Here is a 20806-nt window from a genome sequence, read left to right on the forward strand (position 1 = left end):
CCGGCCATGCCGCTCACAGCAGATTGTCGATGCCGTAAGCCGGGCCATTGGCCACCAGAAAATCGATAAACACCCTTAACTTGCGCGGCATCAGCCGCCGCTCGGGAAACAACAGATAGATGGGCACCTTGGGCTGCTGCCAGTCCGGCAGCAGAGCCACCAGGGAGCCGTTGGCCAGCTCATCATGGCACAACATGGCGGGCAGGGAGGCGAGCCCCAGCCCGGCCTTCGCCGCCTCTCTGGCACAGGTGATGTTGTTGACCTGAAAACGGGACGGCGGATCCACCAGCACTTCCCGGCCATCCCGCTCAAAACACCAGTGTGAGGCGAGAAAACCGCTGCTCACCGCGACCCGCTCATGGCGTACCAGATCCTCGGGCCGGGCGATCGCCGGGCTGCGCGCCAGATACTCGGGGCTGGCGCAGAGCAGGCGTCCCGTGCTCCACAGGCGCCGCGCCGCCAGACTGGAGTCGCTCATGTCGCCTATTCGCACTATGGCATCCAGCCCCTCGCTGATGGGATCCACGATGCGGTTGGTCAGCTCCAGATCCACTCTCAGCCCAGGATAGGCCTGCAGAAAGTGGGCCACCAGCCGGCCAACCACCAGTTGCCCCGTCTCGATGGGGACCGCCAGCTTGAGCGTCCCCGTCACCTCCTGCTGACTGGCGCTCAGCATCAGTTCGGCCTGGGCCAGCTCCTCCACCGCCTTGCTGCAGCGCAGGTAATACTGCTCCCCCGCTTCGGTCAGGGTGAGCTGGCGGGTGGAGCGATAGAGCAGCCGCACGCCGAGGTGCTGCTCCAGATCGGCGATGCGGCGGCTCACCGTCGCCTTGGTCATGCCCAGCTCCTGGGCCGCCGCGGTGAAGGAGCCCTTGTCGACGATGCGCACCAGAATCAAGGCCGCGTTCAGGTCCATTGTCTCACCAGTGAAACTGTATATCTCATGAATGGATACTAATCGAAACAGTGACACGATGTTAGCCTGCGCGCCACAGTTCAGGAAAAACCCATATCATGAGTCAACACAAGAAGATCCCCCTGCTGGCAGCCCTGCTGCTGGCCCTGCTCGGCATGTTGTTTGCCGCTTACTGGTATCTGCACGGCCGCCATTTCGAGAGCACCGACAACGCCTATCTGCAGAGCGAGGTGACCGGTATCGGCTCCAAGCTGCCCGGCTACATCGGCGAGGTGCTGGTGACCGACAACCAGGAGGTCAAGGCCGGCCAGCTCATCGCCAGGCTGGACGACCGGGAGTACAAAACCCGGGTGCTCGAGGCCGAGGCCGACCTGCACCTCAATCAGGCGACGGCGGAGAACCTGGCCGCTACCCGCACCCAGCAGCTGAGCCTGATCCGTCAGGCGGAAGCCAGGGTCGCCTCGGCCAATGCCGAGCAGGTACGGGCCCAGCAGCAGGTGCGCCGCGTCAGCCAGCTCAATCAGCGCCACTACAGCTCCCAGGACAGCCTGGACGAGGTGCGAGCCGGTCTGCAGGTCACTCAGGCCCAGGAGCAGGAGGCCAGAGCCGCCCTGCAGGCCGCTCGTGAGCGGCTGCTGGTGCTGGACGCCGAAGCCAAGCAGAACCAGGCCAGGCTGGCACTGAGTGAAGCCCAGCTCGAACAGGCCAGACTGGAACTCGGCTACACAGAGCTGCGGGCACCGGCCGACGGCATCATCGGCAAGCGCAGCCTGCGGGAAGGGCTCTATGTGCAGTCCGGCATGCAGGTGGCCAGCCTGGTACCGCTGCAACAGGTGTGGGTCGAGGCGAATTTCAAGGAGACCCAGCTGCAGCACATGCAACCGGGCCAGCGCGTGGAGGTGATCCTGGATGCCTATCCGGATCAGCCGGTCGAGGGGATCATCGACAGCCTGGCCCCCGCCACCGGCGCCAAATTCGCCCTGCTGCCGCCGGAGAATGCCACCGGCAACTTCACCAAGATTGTGCAACGGGTGCCGGTCAAGATCCGCATCCCCGAGCCGGGTGCACTGGCAGGCAAGCTGCTGCCGGGCCTCTCCAGCGAGGTGATCGTCGACACCCGTACCCCTGAGCCCGTGGTCGCCGCCCACTGATGGAACCCATTCCACGTCGCAACTGGATCGCGGTCATGGGGGGCCTCATCGGCGCCTTCATGGCCATCCTCGACATCCAGATCACCAACGCCTCCCTGAAGGACATTCAGGGCGCCCTGTCGGCCACCCTGAGCGAGAGCTCCTGGATCTCCACCTCCTACCTGGTGGCGGAGATGATCGCCATCCCCCTCAGCGGCTGGCTCAGCCGGGGCCTGAGCGTGCGCCGCTACCTGCTATGGACCACGGGGGCCTTCATCGTCGCCTCCGTGCTCTGCTCGTTCAGCTGGAACCTCACCAGCATGATCGTCTTCCGGGCGCTGCAGGGTTTCACCGGCGGGGCGCTGATCCCCATGGCCTTCTCCCTCATCGTCAGCCTGTTGCCGCTGCACAAGCGGGCCACCGGCATGGCGCTGTTCGGCCTGTGCGCCACCTTCGCCCCCGCCATAGGCCCGACCCTGGGCGGCTGGCTGACGGAGCAGCTCTCCTGGCACTATATCTTCTACCTGAACGTGCCCCCCGGCCTGCTGGTGATGGCCATGCTGGCCCACGGTCTGGACAGGAAGCCAGTTGACTGGGAGGTGATAAAACGGGTGGATCTGGTCGGCATCCTCACTATGGCGGTGGGGCTGGGTCTGCTGGAGGTGGTGCTGGAGGAGGGCAATCGGGAGGACTGGTTCGGCTCGAGCTTCATCGTGCGGCTCACCGTCATCTCTGTGGTGGCCCTGGTGTTCTTCGTCATCAGCCAGTTGCTGCGCCGCCACCCGCTGGTCAATCTGCGACTGCTGCACAGCCCGCGCTTCGCTCTGGCCTGCTTCGCCTACCTGGTGCTCGGCATAGCGCTGATGGGCTCCATCTATGTGCTGCCGCTCTACATGGCGCAGATCCACAACTACAACGCCCTTGAGATAGGTGAGGTGCTGATGTGGATGGGCCTGCCCCAGTTGCTGGTGCTGCCCCTGGTGCCCAGGCTGGTCACCCGGATAGATCCACGCTACCTGGTGAGCTTCGGTTTTCTGGTATTTGCCATCAGCTGCTTCATGAACATGAACATGAGTGCCGACTACGCCGGTCCCCAGCTGATCCAGTCGCTGATCGTGCGGGCCCTGGGCCAGCCCTTCATCATGGTGCCGCTCTCTCTGGTGGCGACCGCCAGCCTGACCCCGGAGGAGATCCCCTCCTCCTCCACCCTGCTCAACGTGCTGCGCAACCTCGGGGGTGCCTTCGGCATCGCCATCATCGCCACCCTGATCGACAACGACACCCGCATCCATGCCAGTCAGATCGGCAGCACCCTGGCCGCCACCAGCATCGAGGGGCAAAGCTACCTGTTGCAGCTGGCCCAGACCATGATGGCGCAAGGCTCGGATCCGGCGCTGGCGCAGCAGCAGGCCCAGGCCATGCTGTCGAACACCATCAACCGGGAGGCCGCCATCATGGCCTACAACCAGGTGTTCTACGTGATGGGCGTCTTCCTGCTCATCGCCAGCGCCCTGATGCTGCTGCTCAGGCAGCCGGCGCCCAGAGCGGCGGATGCAGAACCACTGGAGGCGTAATCCAGAAACCAGAAACGGGCCGCGCGGCCCGTTTCTTTATGGTCGACGAAGCCTGCTTATCCCGCGAGAGAGGCGGCGATCAGGAACTGGGCGGCGAAGTAGCTGCTCATGATCCAGGCCGTGGCATGGGGGAAGGGGCGGCGGAAGCGATCGAGGGCCAGCATGCTGTCGGAGAAGAGGAACATCAGTGCCCCCACCAGGGCGGCGGCACTGCCCGCGGTGAGGGAGGCGTGCCAGGCCCCGGCGGCCACCCAGGCCATGGCGATGATCACCAGCATGTAGCAGAAGACGGGGATCTTCATCTCGCCGAGCCTGCCCCACAACAAGCCGAACACCATGCCGGCCACCAGCAACAGCAGCAGGCCGTCGATCAGCTTCAGCACCAGAGGGCCCTGGGCAAAGCCGACGATGTAGCAGAGGTGGGCGACAAAAAATGCCGCCAGCCCCTGAATGAAGCGATCCCTTGGCAGCATCAACAGCACGTCACCGGCCAGCGACAGACAGAGGCCGAGCAGGATCCAGGCATGGGAGCCGTTGTGATCGTCACTCTGGTAACCGAATGCCAATGCGATGATGAACAGCATGGTCAGCGGCTTGCTGATGTAAAACTGACGGGAGTCTGAGCCATAAGCCGCGCGGATGTGCCACCAGCCAGATGCGATGATCAAGAAACTCAATAACATGCCCTGCTCCTCACCGATTGCTCGCACTCACACGGCAACCTCTTTAGTGCACGCAAGAGTAGCAAATTCCCCCGCCCAGTGGCAGGGGGCGAAGCAGATGACACCCTACACCTAAAGTCTAATTGCCCCCTGCTCGCGGCTCGGGCATAAGAGACAGCTCTGGAGGATCACCATGGAAGACGCAATGACCAACTACCTGCCCGCCATCGATATCATGATGTGCCATCTGGGGATCAGCTTCGAACAAGCCTGTGAGCAGCTTGGTCTGAGTCAGCAAGAACAGCAGAGCCTGATCCTGCTGCAGAAACAGACTCAATCAAACTAATCCGCCCGGCATGGACATCATGATGTGCCATCCGGAGGGCAACGTCGAACAAGCCTGTGAGCAGCCTGGTCTGAGTCAGCAAGAACAGCAGAGCCTGATCCTGCTGCAGAAACAGACCCAGTCACACTAACCCTCCTGGCATCATGCCCACGGTATTGAAAACGGCGCCCGAAGGCGCCGTTTTTATTGGATGAGGAGTTATCAGCGAGTGGCCCGCCGGCGTTGCAGCCAGACCACGACCCCGAACAGCAGGAAGCCAGGCAACCACATCAGCTCCTTGTGCCAGCGTTCGGTTGGGGCCTTGACGACAAGGATCTCCTGGTCAAACTCCATGCCGGCCGCCGCCGCCGGACTGCCGAAGGTGACGTTGTCGATCAGGGTCTTGCCATCCTGCTCGTACAGGGTCAGCCCCAGACTGGCCAATTTCTCTTCCCCATTGGCTCCGGCAGGTACCGCCAGCAGCACGGTGGACTGACGCAGCTTGCCCACCGCATCCTCCCCCTGGATCCGCAGTCGCAGCGTACTCTCCGCTTCCACCTCGCCCAGGGTCTGGGCCAGTTGGGCTGGGGGAGTCTCACGATAGGGATCGTGCACCATATCCATCCAGAAACCGGGACGGAACAGGGTGAAGGCCACCAGCAGCAGCAGCACGTTTTCGTACCAGCGACTCTTCACCAGGAACCAGCCCTGGGTGGCGGCGGCGAAGATCAGCATGGCGACGGTGGCCACCACGAAGATCAGCACGCCGTGGGCGAAGTCCACGTCGATCAGCAGCAGATCGGTGTTGAAGATGAACAGGAACGGAAGCGCCGCGGTGCGCAGGCTGTAGTAGAAGGCGGTGATCCCGGTCTTGATGGGATCCCCCTTGGAGACGGCGGCCGCCGCGAACGAAGCCAGTCCCACCGGCGGGGTCACATCCGCCATGATGCCGAAATAGAACACGAACAGATGGACCGCGATGAGCGGCACGATGAGGCCGTTCTGCTGCCCGAGCGTCACCACCACGGGGGCCAGCAGGCTGGACACCACGATGTAATTGGCGGTGGTGGGCAGCCCCATGCCGAGGATCAGGCTCAGCAGGGCGGTAAGGAGCAGCATCAGCAGCAGGTTGCCCATGGAGAGCATCTCTACCAGATCTGCCAGCACCAGGCCGACCCCGGTCTGGGAGACGGCACCGACTATGATGCCGGCGGTGGCGGTGGCGATACCGATGCCGATCATGTTGCGGGCACCGGCCACCAGACCTTCCTTCAAGTCCACCAGACCATCACGAGTCGAGCCGTAGTCATGCTTGCCGTCGGTGCGCAGCCAGTTCAGCAGCGGCCGCTGGGTCAGCAGGATGATCACCAGCATGACGGTGCCCCAGAAGGCCGACAGCCCGGGCGAGAGGCGCTCCACCATCAGGCACCATACCAGTACCACCACCGGCAGCAGGAAGTGCAGGCCGGAGAGCAGCACGGCACGGGTATTGGGCAGCTCGGTCAGCGGCTGGTCCGGATCCTCAGCGGGCAGCGGCGCATTGCTGGCCGCTATCTTCAGCAGGCCCAGATAGACGGCCGCCAGCAGCAGGGCGATCCCGGGAAGGGCATAGTCTCCCAGCGCCGGCTTGAGCCAGCCCAAGCCGTAGTAGACCGCCATCGACAGACCGCTGATGAGGGTGGCACCGAAGGCGAAGCCAGTCAGGCGACGCAGCCAGGGCTTGGGTTGATGGCCACCGATGGGCTCCATGCCGAGCTTGAGCGCTTCCAGGTGGACGATGTAGAGCAGCGCGATATAGGAGATGGCTGCCGGCAGGAAGGCGTGCTTGATGATCTCCACGTAGGGAATGCCCACATACTCCACCATCAGGAAGGCCGCCGCCCCCATCACGGGGGGCATGATCTGGCCGTTGACCGAAGAGGCCACCTCGACCGCCCCCGCCTTCTCCTTGGAGAAACCGACCCGCTTCATCATGGGAATGGTGAAGGTGCCCGTGGTGACCACGTTGGCGATGGAGGAGCCGGAGATGACACCGGTCAGGGCCGAGGCCACCACGGCCGCCTTGGCCGGGCCACCACGCAGGTGACCGAGCAGGCTGAAGGCCAGCTGGATAAAGTAGTGCCCGGCACCGGCCCGCTCCAGCAGGGCGCCGAACAGCACGAACAGGAACACGAAACTGGTGGAGACCCCCAGGGCGATGCCGAACACCCCCTCGGTGGTGATCCACTGGTGGTTCGCCAACGCGGTGAAGCTCACCCCGCGGTGAGCCAGCAGCCCCGGCATCCAGGGGCCAGCCAGGCTGTAGGCGAGAAACACCAGGGCGATCACCGCCAGGGCCGGGCCCAGGGCGCGGCGAGCCGCCTCCAGCAGCAGCGGGATGCCGATGCAGGCGGTGACCAGATCGGCGGTGGTGAGGTTGCCGGGACGCTGGGCCAGGGCCTCATACATGACAAAGAGATAAGCGGCCGCACTGGCGGCGATCAGACCGAAAGCGATGTCGCCGAGCGGTACCCTGTCTCTGGGGGAACGCCGGAAGGCCGGAAACACCAGATAGGCCAGCAGCAGGGCGAAGGTCAGGTGAATGGCACGGGTTTCGGTGTCATTGAGTACGCCGACCCCGAAAATGAAGGGGAGCGGCGAGGCGATCCAGAGCTGGAACAGAGACCAGGCCAGCGCCAGCCCGGTGATCAGCCAGCCCATGAGACCCAGCGGTAGCCGGGCGCCCACATCCTGGGCGATCAGTTCCTCGGTAGAGAGTTGTTTTTCTTGCATAGGGTTAACTTTTGCCTGCGAGTACAACGACACGACACCCGCTGCCGGTGTGGCAGGCGGGTGTCGAAGAGAACGATGGAAGGCCGGCAGGCCTTCAATCAGAGCCAGCCACGCTCTTTGTAGTAGCGTACGGCACCTTCATGCAGGGGCGCGGAGAGACCCACCTTGATCATGTCGGCCTCTTTCAGGTCGGCAAAGGCCGGATGCAAACGCTTGAAGCGGTCCAGGTTGTCGAACACCGACTTCACCAGCTGGTAGACCACTTCCGGATCGGCCTTGGCACTGGTGGAGAGCACCGCCTTGCCACCGATGGACGGGGTCGGCTTGTCGCTGCCCTTGTAGATGCCACCCGGGATCTCGGCCTTGGTGTAGTAGCTCTTCTCGGCCAGCAGCTTGTCGATGTCGGCACCGGTCACGGGCACCAGTACGGCATCCGTGGTGGTGGACGCTTCCTGGATGGCACCATTCGGGTGACCGACGAAGTAGCTCATGGCGTCGATGTTGTTGTCACCCAGAGCGGAGGCCTGCTCGGCCGGCTTCAGCTCGGAGACCAGGCCGAAGTCGCTCTTCTTCCAGCCCTTGACCGCCATGATCTCTTCCATGGTGTCACGCTGGCCGGAGCCCGGGTTGCCGATGTTGACGCGCTTGCCCTTCAGGTCATCGAAGCCGGCGATCTTGGCGTCGCGGCGGGCGAGAATGGTGAACACTTCGCTCTGCAGGGAGAAGACGGCGCGGATGTCATCCATGGCCCCCTCGGCCTGGAAGGGAGGCAGTCCCTTCATCGCCTTGTACTGGTGGTCGGACTGCATGATGCCGAAGTTGAACTCACCGCTGCGGATGCCGTTGACGTTGGCCACACCACCGCCACTGGCCGGCGCATTGCACTTGATCTGGTGATCGGCGGCGCCGCGATTGAGGAAACGACAAATGGACTGGCCCGCCACGTAGTAGACGCCGGTCTGACCACCGGTGCCTATGGTCACGAAGCGCTCCTGCGCTTGCAGCGGACCACCGAAAGTAGCACCGACCAGGGCCGCCGACAGGGCGCACGCCAAGGATAATCCTTTCATGTTCTTCATCCTTTTCATTGATTTATCTCACCCGATTCCCGGGTGAATATGAGACGGACCCGCATCAAGACTGGGTCTGCCTATACAGCCTCGTACGAGGAAATGGTCAAGCGGCGAGCGCCCTTCCAGAAGCCACCATCATCCTGCGGTGAGATAATCAGCGTCATGCCGATCGGAGGTGATCTGACCACAACCTGGTCAGTTCAAAAGATTTAACGCCCCTGATTAAGCACATAGCGCCAACATAAATCAAACAAAACAGCAAAATGGCGGATTTAAATAGCGAGAATTTTGAAGCGGATCATTTATTTCTCTGCCGAAGATTAATTACATGAGCCGGTGAATGGAAGCAATAAAAAAGCAGCCAGAGTCTTTTGTAACCCTTTGCTGGCAAGGGCTAGCATCTTGGTTCGTTATATCGAAATAACGGCCATATCCAGCATGAATACCATCTTGATGACGTCTATATCGCCAAGATGCAGGAACCCCGATCGACCGTCGTCACCGACGGCCTGACCGGGGTTCTGTTACAACTCGTTTTCATCTACCCCTGACGATCACGCCTTGCTACCGGCCAGCTCCAGGATAAAGGCGAACTCCAGAGCGATGTCTTCGTAAGCCTTGAAACGCCCCGACTTGCCGCCGTGGCCGGCGTCCATGTCGGTGCTGAGCAACAGCTGGTTGTTATCCGTCTTCAGCTCCCGCAGCTTGGCAACCCATTTGGCGGGCTCCCAATACTGCACCTGGGAGTCGTGCAGCCCGGTGGTGACCAGTAGGTTGGGGTAGGCTTGCGCCTTGACCTGATCGTAGGGGCTGTAGCTCTTCATGTAGTCGTAGTAGCGCTTCTGGTTCGGGTTGCCCCATTCGTCGTACTCCCCGGTAGTAAGGGGAATGGACTCGTCCAGCATGGTGGTGACCACGTCGACGAAGGGTACCTGGGCGACCACGCCGCGATAGAGCTGGGGTGCCTGATTGATGACGGCCCCCATCAGCAGGCCGCCGGCGCTGCCGCCCATGGCGTAGACCTGATCCCTGGCGCCATAACCCTGGGCCACCAGCGCCTCGGTCACGTCGATGAAGTCGTGGAAGGTATTCTGTTTCTTCAATAGTTTGCCATCTTCATACCAGGGACGCCCCAGCTCCTCGCCACCCCGGATATGGGCGATGGCATAGACGAAGCCTCTGTCCAGCAGGCTCAGGCGTGAGCTGCTGAAGTCGGGATCCATGCTGGCGCCGTAGGAACCGTAGCCATAGACCAGCAGCGGGTTCTTGCCCTCCTTCTTGAACAGATCCTTGCGATAGACCAGCGACACCGGCACGTCCACACCGTCGCGGGCGGTCACCCAGACTCGCTCGCTGGCATACTGATCCGCCTTGAAGCCCGCCACCGGCTGCTGCTTGAGCAGGGTGCGCTTGCCGCTGTCCATGTCCAGTTCATAGGTGGATGAGGGCGTGGTCATGGAGGAGTAGCCATAGCGCAGGGCGCTGGTGTCCGGCTCCGGGTTGTAGGCGAGCCAGGTGACATAGGCGGGATCGTCGAAGGCGATCTCTTTCTGCTCGCCGCTCTGCCAGTTGAGCTGGCGCAGCCGGGTCAGCCCCTTGCTGCGCTCCTCCAGCACCAGCCAGTCCCTGAACAGGGCATAGCTCTCCAGCAGCACGTCCGGATTGGGGGCGATCACCGCCTTCCAGCGATCCACCGGGCTCTCCCTGGTCTCGTAGAGGCCGAAGTTCTTGCCGTCCTTGTTGGAGCGCACATAGAAGCGGCCACGGTAGTGATCCAGGCTGTATTCGTGATCCACCTGACGGGGCAGGAACAGCCGCGGCGCCTGGACCGGCGTGTTGGCATCGATGAGGCGCGCCTCGCTGGTGGTGGTGCTGGAGAGGGCGATGACGATGAAATCTTCCGAGGTGGTGGCGTAGAGGCTCACATAGAAGGAGTCATCCTTCTCCTCGTAGACCAGCTTGTCCTTCGCGGGATCGCTGCCCAGCTCGTGGCGATAGACCTGATAGGGCAGCAGTGTCTTGGGGTGCTTGCGCACATAGAACACCGTCTTGCTGTCGTTGGCCCACACCAGGTTGCCCGAGGTGTTCTCCAATTTGTCGGCGGCCCAGGTGCCGCTCTCCAGATCGAGGAACTGGATCTGGTACTGACGGCGGGAGAGGACGTCTTCCGCCACCGCCAGCCAGCGGTTGTTGCGGCTCACCTCCAGGGCCCCCAGCGAATAGAACTCGTGGCCTTCGGCGCGCTGGTTGCTGTCCAGCATCAGGCTGGCGTCTTTCTCCCCCACCTTGCTGCGGGAGTAGATGGCGTACTCCTTACCCGGCTCATAACGGGTCTGATAGCGGTAGCCATTCTTCACATAAGGCACCGACTCGTCCTGCTGGGGGATGCGGGCCACCATCTCCTTGTAGAGCTGGTCACGCAACGGCTGGACCGGCTTGAGCATGGCCTCGGTGTAAGCGTTTTCGGCCTTGAGATAGTCCAGCACCTCGGGCTTCTGCCGCTCGTCGTCACGCAGCCAGTAATAGTTGTCGATCCGGACGTCCCCGTGCTTTTTCAGGGTATGGGGGTGCTTGGCGGCCACAGGGGGCAGGATGGGGGTTTCGCTTGTGGGCATGACGGACTCTTCATTGGCATGGGTACAGGGCACGGCAACCAGACAAGCCAGCAGCAGCAACCCTCGGGGAAAGATGAACATGTCGCATCCTTTGCGCTGTAACAGGGCAGGCTGGCTCGCGGGGAGCGCCATGAATTGACGATCAAGCCGCCGCCGCTCGCTCCGCCGGTGCGGAATCAAGGCTGGCAAACCGGAACATCGCCCCTGAGAAAATAAAGTGGCGATCAATCTGCCCCTTGTCGCCCTGGGTTGCAAGTGATCCCCTGACATTCGGCACGAAACCATGAAAAAGGGCCACCCTCTCACAAGGGTGGCCCTCCAGCTCTGGTCATGAACGACACGGGTTCGCTCAGGTGTGCCTCACATGATGGAGTGGTGCCGACTCATGACCAGTGTTCGTCAGCCGGAATAGCTCGACCAGACGGTGGTCGCGCCCTCCTCACTGATGCTCAACACCTGATAGGGCTGACCGGGGATGTCCATGCCCGGCGCACTCTGGGGCATGCCCGGAATGGTCAGGCCACGGATCGCCGGTTTTTCCTTGAGCATCTTCTGCACGTCGGCAGCGGGCACATGTCCCTCCACCACATAACCATTCACCACCCCGGTGTGGCAGGATGCCAGTTGCGGGGTGATGCCATGCTGCTGCTTGATGGGATCGAGCTGCTCGGTTTCCACGACCTTGACCTCGAAGCCGTTATCTTCCATGTGCTTGACCCAGGTCTCGCAGCAGCCGCAGTACTTGGATTTATAGACGGTCATCTGCTCCGTTGCCAGGGCAGAGAAACTGATGGTACCGGCCAGCAGGGCCAGTAACAGGGACTTGTACATAACTCACCTCAGATAAGAAGAAATACCCAATGAACAGGGGACAAATCGACTCAACCGAGTGTGCGAGGGGGACGCTCCAGCCGTGCCCTCGGGGCATCCGGAACATAGAGAGAGGGGGAGAGGTAATCCGGGGAGTCAGGTTCCAGCATGGCCACCGTCAGGCTGTCGCCGGTCAGCACCGTCATGGCGAGGGCCGACGTGAAGCTGCCACAGGGCATGGCCTTCTCCAGGGTGCGCTCGCTCTGGCTGCAGTGGGGCGTCAGGGTACAAAGATCGGTCGCGGCCCGGCTGCCAAACGACATCAACACCAGCACCAGACTCCACAGGGGGAGCCAGCGACGGGCGTGAGCGAGTTGGCGACGGGTAAAAACCATGACATGACTCAGTAATCAAAGGAGGCCTATGGTAACCCCTGGCCCCGGGGGAGGGTCAAGCCTGCCACCTGAGGGAGATCAAAAGAGGGTGAGATGGGCCGAAGGCCATGGCACACTCCCCTGACAGCGTGGCGCCAAGAGAGGTGCGTACTACCAAGGCCTTCTCGTCCACCACTGGCGGCTCAGGGCGCTTCTTGATAACGTCGCCATTCGATGCATCTTATTCGCCGACACGAGTCCCGCTCAGGTTATGACCCCATGAAACGCATTCTGGTTATTTTCTCGCACCCGGCGCTGCAGAGCTCCCGGGCCAACCGGCAACTGCTGCAGGCCATCAACGGCCTGGAGGGGGTCACCCTGCATGACCTCTATCAGCAGTACCCGGACATGTATATAGACGTGAAGCGCGAGCAGGCACTGCTGGCGGAGCACGATCTCATCGTCTTCCAGCACCCCTTCTACTGGTACTCCTGCCCCGCCATCATGAAGGAGTGGATGGACCTGGTGCTGGAATATGGCTATGCCTACGGCCCGGAGGCTCATGTCCTGGCCGGCAAACAGTGGCTCTCCGCCATCACCACCGGGGGCGCCCCCGAATCTTATTGCAGCGCGGGTTACAACCAGCGGCCCCTGCTCGACTTCCTGCTGCCGTTCCAGCAGACGGCGCAGCTCTGCGGCATGCACTGGCTGCCTCCCTTCGTACTGCACTCCTTCCACAAGCTCAAGGATCCCCAGGCCCTGCACCGCTGCGGCCAGGACTATCGTCAACTGCTCTGCGCCCTGCGCGATGAACAACTGACCCCGGCCCAGCTGGGTGCGAGCCCTTATCTGCGCGATCTGCTGGAGGTGCTCTGATGGGACATGGCTTGCTGTTTGACGCCTTGATCTACCTCTCGGCGGCGGTGATCGCCGTGCCACTGGCCAAGCGCTGGGGGTTGGGGTCCGTGCTCGGTTATCTGCTGGCGGGCATCATCATAGGTCCCTTCCTGCTGGGGCTGGTGGGGGAGCAGAAGGATGTGATGCACTTCGCCGAGTTCGGGGTAGTGCTGATGCTGTTCCTGGTCGGGCTGGAGCTGCGTCCCGCCCTGCTGTGGCAGTTGAAGGGCCCCATCCTGGGGACAGGTGGCCTGCAGGTACTGCTCACCACCGCCGCCCTGACCGGGGTGGGCTATCTCATCGGCCTGCCCTGGCAACAGGGGCTCGCCATCGGCCTCATTCTGGCACTCTCCTCCACCGCTATCGTGCTGCAGAGCCTGCAGGAACGTAAACTGATGCAGAGCGAGAGCGGCCGTTCCGCCTTCGCTGTGCTGCTGTTCCAGGACATCGCCGTCATCCCCATCCTGGCTATCCTGCCGCTGCTCGCCATCGCGCCGGTAGCCAGCAACGGCAATCCGGATCTGGCGGGCTGGCAGCACGGTCTGCTGGTGGTTGCCGCCATCGCCGGCATAGTACTGGGCGGCCACTACCTGATGCGGCCGGTATTTCGTGCCATCGCTCAATCCCACATGCGGGAGATCTTCGTCGCCGCAGCCTTGCTGCTGGTGATAGCCATCGCGGTGCTGATGGAGTCGGTGGGGCTCTCCCCCGCCCTGGGCTCCTTCCTCGCCGGGGTGGTGCTGGCCGACAGCGAGTATCGCCACGAGCTGGAGGCGGACATAGAGCCGTTCAAGGGACTGCTGCTCGGCCTGTTCTTCATGTCGGTGGGGGCCGGCATCGACTTCGGCCTGTTTGCCGCTCATCCCCTACTCATTCCGTCCCTGGTGGTAGGCCTGATGGTCTTGAAATGGGGGGTCCTGATGGTGCTCGCCCTGGTCATTCGCATCTCGCCGAGCCAGCGCTGGACCTTTGCCCTGGCACTGGCGCAAGGGGGGGAATTTGCCTTTGTGCTGTTTTCATTCGCCACCCAGAACAAGGTGCTGCCCAGTGACATCATCTCGCTGCTGACCCTGGTGGTGGCGCTCTCCATGGCGCTGACGCCGCTCTCGCTGATCCTCAACGATCGGGTGATCCAGCCATGGTTCGACTACCGCAACCAGGCCGACACACCCGAGCACGAGCAACCCGAGCTGGTCGAGCACCCCGTCATCATCGCCGGTTTTGGCCGCTTCGGTCAGATAGTCGGACGTCTGCTGCACGGTCACGGCATCGGCACCACCATCCTCGAACAGGACGCCAGCCAGATAGAGATGCTGCGCAAGTACGGCTATCAGGTATTCTACGGGGATGCCAGCAGACTCGACCTGCTCCATGCCGCTGGCGCCCACAAGGCCAGGCTGCTGGTGCTCTCCATCAACGATCCGGCCACCTCTCTCGAGGTGATCGAGATGGTGAAGAAACACTTCCCGCACCTCAAGATACTGGCCCGCGCCCAGGACAGGCCCCATGCTCACGAGATCCTCCGTCACGGCGTCGACAGCGTTCACCGGGAAACCCTGGGTTCGGCCGTGGATCTGGGGGTAGAAGCACTGACTCAGCTGGGATTTCGGGCCAATCAGGCCTGGCGTGCGGGCCAGGTGTTCAAGCAGTATGACAACCGGCTGCTGCGGGAACAGGTCAACTACCTGGATGATGAACACACCTATATCAACAAGAGCCTGCAATACCGCGAGATCCTCTCCGATCTGCTGCAAGACGATCAGGAAGGACAGGAGCGTACCCACGCTCACAACTGGAACAGCGGTCTGCCCGACAACGACAAGGAAGCAATATGATTGCCTATTACCCCATGCTCAAACACCTGCACATGACCCTGGCCCTGGTCAGCCTGTTGCTGTTCATCTACCGCTGGAGCCTGGCACTGGCTGGCAGCGGGCGATTGCAACAGAAGTGGCTCAAGGTGCTGCCCCATATCAACGACACTTTCCTGCTGCTGTTTGGCGTGCTGCTGGCGGTGACCCTGCAGATGAGCCCGGGACAACAGCCATGGCTGATGGCCAAGCTGATCGCCCTGGTAGTCTACATAGGTCTCGGGGTCATGGCGCTCAAGCGCCCTGCTCGCGGCCAGAAGCTGGTGGCCGGTGTGGCGGCGCTGGCGGTGTTTGGTTACATGATTGGCGCCGCCATCACCAAGTCAGCCTGGTCCTGGGTGGCCTGATCCCCTCTTTGCCGGTGAGGGCTCAGTCCCTCACCCCCTTTCCACCTCCCCCTCTCATTCTCCCTACACATTTCCCCCCGACCGTGACAATAGGGGAAAAGAAGCGAACGCTTTATTTTGGCAAAAAAAGGCCCCATACAACCCCCTTAATTTTTGTTTTTATGATATTTATCAATATGTTATCTTGATATGTATGAAAATGGCGACAGTTGTCGCAGCAAAACTTGCGACATAGACTGTCGCATGTCATGGCTAGGATACACTCAACGCTAAACCAGTGAAGGCATGCACCATGAGTAAGAAGCTGTTACGACAACTGACCTTGGCGCGTTGCATCCCGCACCGCCCTTACAAGCTGACCGCCAGCCAGCTCCAGGTAAAACTGGAAGAGGAAGGCATTCACGTCAGTCTGCGTACCGTGCAACGGGATCTGGAAGAGATGTCCGGCATGGGACTGTTCGACCTCACCTCCGATGAGCGCAGCAAACCTCACGGTTGGTGCTTCGAGCGCCACGGGCTGAACGACTTTGCCAACATCATGCCGCTCTCGCTTGCGGTGGCCCTTAAAACCTGGAGTGATCAGGCGAGCCAACTGCTACCGGCGAGTGTATTGACCGAGTTGAATCCTCTGGTCGACAAGGCCAGCCAGGTGATCCGGGACAGTCAGAGCGAGCTGGCGGAACGTTGGCTCGAGAGCGTGCATCAGTCGCCGCGCCCATTTGCCGGCAACCCGGAGATCCGCCGCAGCACCCTGATCCGCGACGCCCTCTGGCGTGGTCGCAAGTTCAGCGCCGAGATCCAGCGCGTCATCAAGGAGCGCACCGTGTGGCTCTGTTATGACCGTATCAATCCGCTCGGGATCCTGAACCAGCCCGATGGCCCCATCCTGCTCTGCACCCTGTCCGAGCTGGATCCCAAGGTCTACGGCATTCCGTTCGATCACATAAAAAATGTGGAACTGACCAACTTCAGCGCCACCCAGCCGAAGGATTTCAATGTCCAGAGGCTGATACGCGACCAGGGCTATCAGGACGTCAGCGGTCCGATCCGCTTCGTCGGGCGCATCGACGCCAACTGCCCCACCCTGATCGATGGGCAGATCCCGGGGCACAACCCACGCATGACCCGCTACGACAAGCGCAGCGTGGTGGTGGAGACCGAGGTCCAGGATACGCCCGAGTTCCGCTCCTGGTTGAACAACATGAGCGGCAACCTGGAAGTATTGGCACCGGAGTCCCTGCGCAAGGCATATCCGACACCGGGTACCCGAGTCAGCTGAGCACAATCGGATGAATGATGAAAAGCCGAGCATGAGCTCGGCTTTTGTCTGTTTTTCACACATATTTATTCAATTAATTTTTAACTCTTACATCCCAGATTGAACCTTCTGTACCATCGTTTTCCTCCCTGTTTTTGGTTGTAAGAGATCCGCCATTCCTCCTGTAAGACCCCTCAGTGTTGAGCCGTACGTGAAGCCATCCCGAGAGCCCCACGCTTTCCTGAGAAACTAAATAAGACACTGATAAAAAAGACAAATTAAGATTAATGGTAGATATCCATTCATCATCCGACGCTATCTGATGGCCTTTCATGCCTTGTTCCTGCCCACGATTGCCTTAGTATGGGTCTCACAAGGATGGCTGGTTCGGCAGGATGCAGGAACAGCGCATAAAGCGCATAAATAGGAAAAGCCACAGGATGTGGCAGGACACCTCAGGATGAGGTTGATAACCCGGATGGTTATCACAAGGAATGACAGGACAACCGCAGGATGCGGTCGCAGGACACCTCGGGATGAGGCAGGGTGGCACGGATAGTCACTCTTCAGGATGACAGGAACCCCGCAGGAGCGGCAGGAACAGCTTCAGGATGAAGCGAGATGACCAGGGTGGTTGTCTGTCAGGATGACGCAAGGAACACCACTGGATGTGGTAATGGACACCTCCAGGATGGAGAGGGTGAAGCAATCAGGAGTGATTGCCAGGCTAGGATGGCCACAGGACACCCCAATGGAATGGGAAGGGGAAATTCCAAAGGAAAGGATAGAGTCAAGGATTGCAGGGAGCATGGCAGTTCAGGGACTGGACGAGATGACTTGAGGGGACGGCACCGCCGTCCCCTTTTCTTTATATCCACTTCGGTGAATAAGTCCATCCTAGGCGCGCACTTACCCTATGCCCCGGAGCTGTTGCATGAATCGCCTCACCCGCAGGCATCGCATGCATCTCGTGGACGACTCCTGGCCACAGTTATCGAAACTGAATCGCCCCGGCTTCTCTAGACACTTTTGAGCCGTTCGAAATATTGCTTCTCACACTCTACTGGCGATAGTCCATTGTTGAAACTGTGCCGACGCTTGGGGTTGTAAAACATCTCAATGTAATCGAACACATCCTGCCGGGGCTCCTCGCGATCCGTATAGGTTTTACGTCGGATCCGCTCGCGTTTGAGGAGCTGGAAGAAACTCTCCGCCACCGCGTTATCATGACAATTGCCACGTCTGCTCATGCTGGCCTTGAGCCGGTGATCCCGCAAAAAATCCTGCCAGTCATAGCTGCTAAACTGGCTCCCTTGGTCAGAATGAACCAGCACTTCCTGCTCGGGTTGCCGTCGCCACACCGCCATCAGTAACGCGTTGATGGCCAGCTCTCGGTCGATCCGTGGCCCCATTGACCAACCAATGACTTGTCGTGAAAACAAATCCAATACTGCGGCCAGATAGAGCCAGCCTTCATGGGGTCGGATATAAGTGATGTCCGTTACCCAGACCTTATTTGGCTCAGTCACATCGAACTGGCGTTCAAGATGATTCGGTGCAACCAATGTTGGCCGGCTACCATAATGACCGGGACGGCGACGATAACCGGTTTGTGTGGACGTAAACCGTCATGACGCATTAATCGCGCCACCCGGTGTTTCCCACAGGTCTCACCCATCTCTCGCAGGTCATCCCGGCTCTTGCGATAACCATAGACACCGCCGCTTTCTAGCCAACATAGCTTGATTTGATCTGGCCCAGAAGGCGTTGGTCTTCAAGTGCTCGGGCAGATAAAGGCTGGTGCTGCCAGGCGTAATAACCGCTCGGGTGGACATTCATCATCCGACACAGTCGGCGAATGGGATGTGTGGATGCGTGCTCCCGGATGAAGGCGTACCTTACCCTGACAGCTTGGCAAAGTACGCGGCGGCCTTTTTTAAGATATCTCGCTCATCGGTGACGCGGCGCAGTTCAGCCTTGAGGCGCCGGATCTCGGCTTGCTGGCTGGAATCGTACTGTTGCTGCACGTCGGGCTGGCTGTAGCGTCTGATCCAGACGTAGAGACTGTGGCTGGAAACACCAAGTCGCTCAGCGACCTCTGCCACTGGGTAATGGCGCTCAGTCACCTGCTTGACGGCGGCCAGTTTGAATTCTTCCGTGTAACGCTGCTGCTTGCTCATAACACCTCCTGAATGACCTCAGTTTGAGGCTCTTGAGGTGTCTAGGAAAGCAGGGGTGATTCATTTGAGACTTTAGTGGTGTCTCGGGGGACTTGAAACAAAAAAAAGCCCAGTCGTGAGACTGGGCTTCTTGTTAGTGGCGGAGCGGACGGGACTCGAACCCGCGACCCCCGGCGTGACAGGCCGGTATTCTAACCGACTGAACTACCGCTCCGCTGTCTGGTTAGCTTTTTGCTAAATTGTTTGCCGTTTCAATGAGGTGTCATCCTCTCGGCCAACGTCGTGATGTGCACGGCGCTGTTTAATTGGGTGCCTGGCAGTGTCCTACTCTCGCATGGCGAATGCCACACTACCATCGGCGCTACCGCGTTTCACTTCTGAGTTCGGCATGGGATCAGGTGGTTCCACGGCGCTATGGCCGCCAGGCAAAAAACTTCATCTGGAAAGCTGACGTGAATAACAACTCGGCTAGTTTGCCTTGTCATTATCACTGAATTAGGTAGTAGTTCTTCGATTTGCTACAAGGCCCAGAACACTTCTTGGGTGTTGTATGGTTAAGCCTCACGGGTAATTAGTATGGGTTAGCTCAACACGTCGCCGCGCTTACACACCCCACCTATCAACGTTGTGGTCTCCAACGGCCCTTTAGGACCCTCAAGGGGTCAGGGATGACTCATCTCAGGGCTCGCTTCCCGCTTAGATGCTTTCAGCGGTTATCGATTCCGAACTTAGCTACCGGGCAGTGCCACTGGCGTGACAACCCGAACACCAGAGGTTCGTTCACTCCGGTCCTCTCGTACTAGGAGCAACTCCCTTCAATCATCCAACGCCCACGGCAGATAGGGACCGAACTGTCTCACGACGTTCTGAACCCAGCTCGCGTACCACTTTAAATGGCGAACAGCCATACCCTTGGGACCGACTTCAGCCCCAGGATGTGATGAGCCGACATCGAGGTGCCAAACACCGCCGTCGATATGAACTCTTGGGCGGTATCAGCCTGTTATCCCCGGAGTACCTTTTATCCGTTGAGCGATGGCCCTTCCATTCAGAACCACCGGATCACTATGACCTACTTTCGTACCTGCTCGACCTGTCCGTCTCGCAGTTAAGCTGGCTTATGCCATTGCACTAACCTCCTGATGTCCGACCAGGATTAGCCAACCTTCGTGCTCCTCCGTTACTCTTTGGGAGGAGACCGCCCCAGTCAAACTACCCACCAGGCACTGTCCGCGAGCCCGATTCAGGGCCCTGCGTTAGAACATCAAACATACAAGGGTGGTATTTCAAGGACGGCTCCAGCGCAACTGGCGTCACGCCTTCAAAGCCTCCCACCTATCCTACACATGTAGGTTCAATGTTCAGTGCCAAGCTGTAGTAAAGGTTCACGGGGTCTTTCCGTCTAGCCGCGGGTACACCGCATCTTCACGGCGAATTCGATTTCACTGAGTCTCGGGTGGAGACAGCATGGCCATGGTTACACCATTCGTGCAGGTCGGAACTTACCCGACAAGGAATTTCGCTACCTTAGGACCGTTATAGTTACGGCCGCCGTTTACCGGGGCTTCGATCAAGAGCTTCGCTTGCGCTAACCCCATCAATTAACCTTCCGGCACCGGGCAGGTGTCACACCCTATACGTCCACTTTCGTGTTTGCAGAGTGCTGTGTTTTTGATAAACAGTCCCAGCCATCTGGTCACTGCGACTCCCAACTGCTCCATCCGCAAGGGACTTCACTGTCAAGAGCGAACCTTCTCCCGAAGTTACGGTTCTATTTTGCCTAGTTCCTTCACCCGAGTTCTCTCAAGCGCCTTGGTATTCTCTACCCGACCACCTGTGTCGGTTTGGGGTACGATGACTTGTAATCTGAAGCTTAGAGGCTTTTCCTGGAAGCAGGGCATCAATGGCTTCACCACCGTAGTGGCTTCGTCTCGTGTCTCAGTGTTGTGTCTCCGGATTTGCCTAGAAACACCACCTACGCACTTTCACCAGGACAACCGTC

14 protein-coding genes, 1 tRNA gene, 2 rRNA genes and 1 pseudogene (1 of these 18 cut by a window edge) are annotated in these 20806 nt (G+C 60.2%); 7 read left to right on the top strand and 11 right to left on the bottom strand.

The features are described from left to right. Window positions 1–13 precede the first annotated feature (13 nt). Window positions 14–916, bottom strand: a complete 903-nt coding sequence (locus KI797_RS19230; RefSeq protein ID WP_005332192.1) for a LysR family transcriptional regulator — start codon at window positions 914–916, stop codon at window positions 14–16. A gap of 98 nt (window positions 917–1014) precedes the next feature. On the opposite strand from KI797_RS19230, the gene KI797_RS19235 reads away from it, so the two are divergent. Further along, entirely contained in the window at window positions 1015–2067 is a 1053-nt protein-coding gene (locus tag KI797_RS19235) for an HlyD family secretion protein (protein ID WP_226170675.1), read from the top strand. After that, window positions 2067–3620, top strand: coding sequence for a DHA2 family efflux MFS transporter permease subunit (locus KI797_RS19240; protein ID WP_226170677.1), 1554 nt, complete (start codon window positions 2067–2069; stop codon window positions 3618–3620). The genes KI797_RS19235 and KI797_RS19240 overlap by 1 nt, the downstream gene beginning before the upstream one ends. A 56-nt stretch (window positions 3621–3676) precedes the next feature. Here KI797_RS19240 and KI797_RS19245 read toward each other — a convergent pair whose 3' ends face one another. Then, a complete protein-coding gene (locus KI797_RS19245) occupies window positions 3677–4303 on the bottom strand; it encodes a lysoplasmalogenase (RefSeq protein WP_042650024.1) in 627 nt (208 codons plus the stop codon). Window positions 4304–4475: 172 nt separating this feature from the next. Here KI797_RS19245 and KI797_RS19250 point away from each other — a divergent pair, with 172 nt between their 5' ends. Beyond that, window positions 4476–4628 (top strand): hypothetical protein, encoded by a 153-nt coding sequence (locus KI797_RS19250; protein ID WP_081934535.1) that lies wholly within the window; start codon window positions 4476–4478, stop codon window positions 4626–4628. 201 nt (window positions 4629–4829) lie between these two features. Here the strand turns inward: KI797_RS19250 and KI797_RS19255 are convergent, their stop codons facing one another. The 5 genes from KI797_RS19255 to KI797_RS19275 all read right to left on the bottom strand — a co-directional run bounded on the left by KI797_RS19255 (window position 4830) and on the right by KI797_RS19275 (window position 12272). Next, the gene (locus tag KI797_RS19255; RefSeq protein ID WP_042650023.1) at window positions 4830–7379 is read right to left on the bottom strand and encodes a TRAP transporter permease; all 2550 of its coding nucleotides are present in this window, start codon (window positions 7377–7379) and stop codon (window positions 4830–4832) included. Between the two features lie 98 nt (window positions 7380–7477). Then, window positions 7478–8449, bottom strand: a complete 972-nt coding sequence (locus KI797_RS19260) for a TAXI family TRAP transporter solute-binding subunit (RefSeq protein WP_042650028.1) — start codon at window positions 8447–8449, stop codon at window positions 7478–7480. A gap of 557 nt (window positions 8450–9006) precedes the next feature. Then, window positions 9007–11148: a S9 family peptidase gene (locus KI797_RS19265; protein ID WP_226170680.1), complete on the bottom strand. Its 2142-nt coding sequence runs from the start codon at window positions 11146–11148 to the stop codon at window positions 9007–9009. Window positions 11149–11466: 318 nt separating this feature from the next. Continuing rightward, a complete protein-coding gene (locus tag KI797_RS19270; protein ID WP_005332167.1) occupies window positions 11467–11898 on the bottom strand; it encodes a DUF411 domain-containing protein in 432 nt (143 codons plus the stop codon). Window positions 11899–11948: 50 nt separating this feature from the next. Beyond that, a complete protein-coding gene (locus tag KI797_RS19275; RefSeq protein ID WP_171273046.1) occupies window positions 11949–12272 on the bottom strand; it encodes a hypothetical protein in 324 nt (107 codons plus the stop codon). 258 nt (window positions 12273–12530) lie between these two features. On the opposite strand from KI797_RS19275, the gene kefF reads away from it, so the two are divergent. The 4 genes from kefF (at window position 12531) to KI797_RS19295 (ending at window position 16645) form a co-directional block, all read left to right on the top strand. Next, window positions 12531–13127 carry a glutathione-regulated potassium-efflux system oxidoreductase KefF gene (kefF, locus tag KI797_RS19280; protein ID WP_226170682.1) on the top strand — a complete coding sequence of 199 codons (597 nt, stop codon included), beginning with the start codon at window positions 12531–12533 and terminating at the stop codon, window positions 13125–13127. Beyond that, window positions 13127–14983: a glutathione-regulated potassium-efflux system protein KefC gene (gene kefC, locus KI797_RS19285; RefSeq protein ID WP_226170684.1), complete on the top strand. Its 1857-nt coding sequence runs from the start codon at window positions 13127–13129 to the stop codon at window positions 14981–14983. The genes kefF and kefC overlap by 1 nt, the downstream gene beginning before the upstream one ends. Beyond that, entirely contained in the window at window positions 14980–15366 is a 387-nt protein-coding gene (locus KI797_RS19290) for a SirB2 family protein (protein ID WP_005332163.1), read from the top strand. Before kefC ends, KI797_RS19290 begins: the two co-directional genes overlap by 4 nt. Window positions 15367–15658: 292 nt before the next feature. Continuing rightward, entirely contained in the window at window positions 15659–16645 is a 987-nt protein-coding gene (locus KI797_RS19295; RefSeq protein WP_043131274.1) for a helix-turn-helix transcriptional regulator, read from the top strand. A gap of 998 nt (window positions 16646–17643) precedes the next feature. On the opposite strand, the pseudogene KI797_RS19300 reads toward KI797_RS19295, so the two are convergent. The 4 genes and pseudogenes from KI797_RS19300 to KI797_RS19315 form a co-directional block, all read right to left on the bottom strand. After that, window positions 17644–18804 (bottom strand): annotated as a pseudogene (locus KI797_RS19300) (IS3 family transposase). A 137-nt stretch (window positions 18805–18941) separates the two neighbouring features. After that, a tRNA-Asp gene (locus KI797_RS19305) sits at window positions 18942–19018 on the bottom strand. 97 nt (window positions 19019–19115) lie between these two features. Next, window positions 19116–19230: ribosomal RNA gene (gene rrf, locus KI797_RS19310) — 5S ribosomal RNA — on the bottom strand. 124 nt (window positions 19231–19354) lie between these two features. Next, a 23S ribosomal RNA gene (locus tag KI797_RS19315) occupies window positions 19355–20806 on the bottom strand; it runs 1438 nt beyond the window's last position.

It is taken from the genome of Aeromonas media (genome assembly GCF_020423125.1).
Lineage (GTDB): Bacteria > Pseudomonadota > Gammaproteobacteria > Enterobacterales > Aeromonadaceae > Aeromonas > Aeromonas media.

Coding starts and splice junctions, on each gene's coding strand:
- KI797_RS19250 (WP_081934535.1), top strand. CDS start 4,476: ATGGAAGACGCAATGACCAACTACCTGCCCGCCATCGATATCATGATG.
- kefF (WP_226170682.1), top strand. CDS start 12,531: ATGAAACGCATTCTGGTTATTTTCTCGCACCCGGCGCTGCAGAGCTCC.
- KI797_RS19275 (WP_171273046.1), bottom strand. CDS start 12,272: ATGGTTTTTACCCGTCGCCAACTCGCTCACGCCCGTCGCTGGCTCCCC.
- KI797_RS19255 (WP_042650023.1), bottom strand. CDS start 7,379: ATGCAAGAAAAACAACTCTCTACCGAGGAACTGATCGCCCAGGATGTG.
- KI797_RS19295 (WP_043131274.1), top strand. CDS start 15,659: ATGAGTAAGAAGCTGTTACGACAACTGACCTTGGCGCGTTGCATCCCG.
- KI797_RS19265 (WP_226170680.1), bottom strand. CDS start 11,148: ATGTTCATCTTTCCCCGAGGGTTGCTGCTGCTGGCTTGTCTGGTTGCC.
- KI797_RS19240 (WP_226170677.1), top strand. CDS start 2,067: ATGGAACCCATTCCACGTCGCAACTGGATCGCGGTCATGGGGGGCCTC.
- KI797_RS19230 (WP_005332192.1), bottom strand. CDS start 916: ATGGACCTGAACGCGGCCTTGATTCTGGTGCGCATCGTCGACAAGGGC.
- KI797_RS19270 (WP_005332167.1), bottom strand. CDS start 11,898: ATGTACAAGTCCCTGTTACTGGCCCTGCTGGCCGGTACCATCAGTTTC.
- kefC (WP_226170684.1), top strand. CDS start 13,127: ATGGGACATGGCTTGCTGTTTGACGCCTTGATCTACCTCTCGGCGGCG.
- KI797_RS19260 (WP_042650028.1), bottom strand. CDS start 8,449: ATGAAAGGATTATCCTTGGCGTGCGCCCTGTCGGCGGCCCTGGTCGGT.
- KI797_RS19245 (WP_042650024.1), bottom strand. CDS start 4,303: ATGTTATTGAGTTTCTTGATCATCGCATCTGGCTGGTGGCACATCCGC.
- KI797_RS19290 (WP_005332163.1), top strand. CDS start 14,980: ATGATTGCCTATTACCCCATGCTCAAACACCTGCACATGACCCTGGCC.
- KI797_RS19235 (WP_226170675.1), top strand. CDS start 1,015: ATGAGTCAACACAAGAAGATCCCCCTGCTGGCAGCCCTGCTGCTGGCC.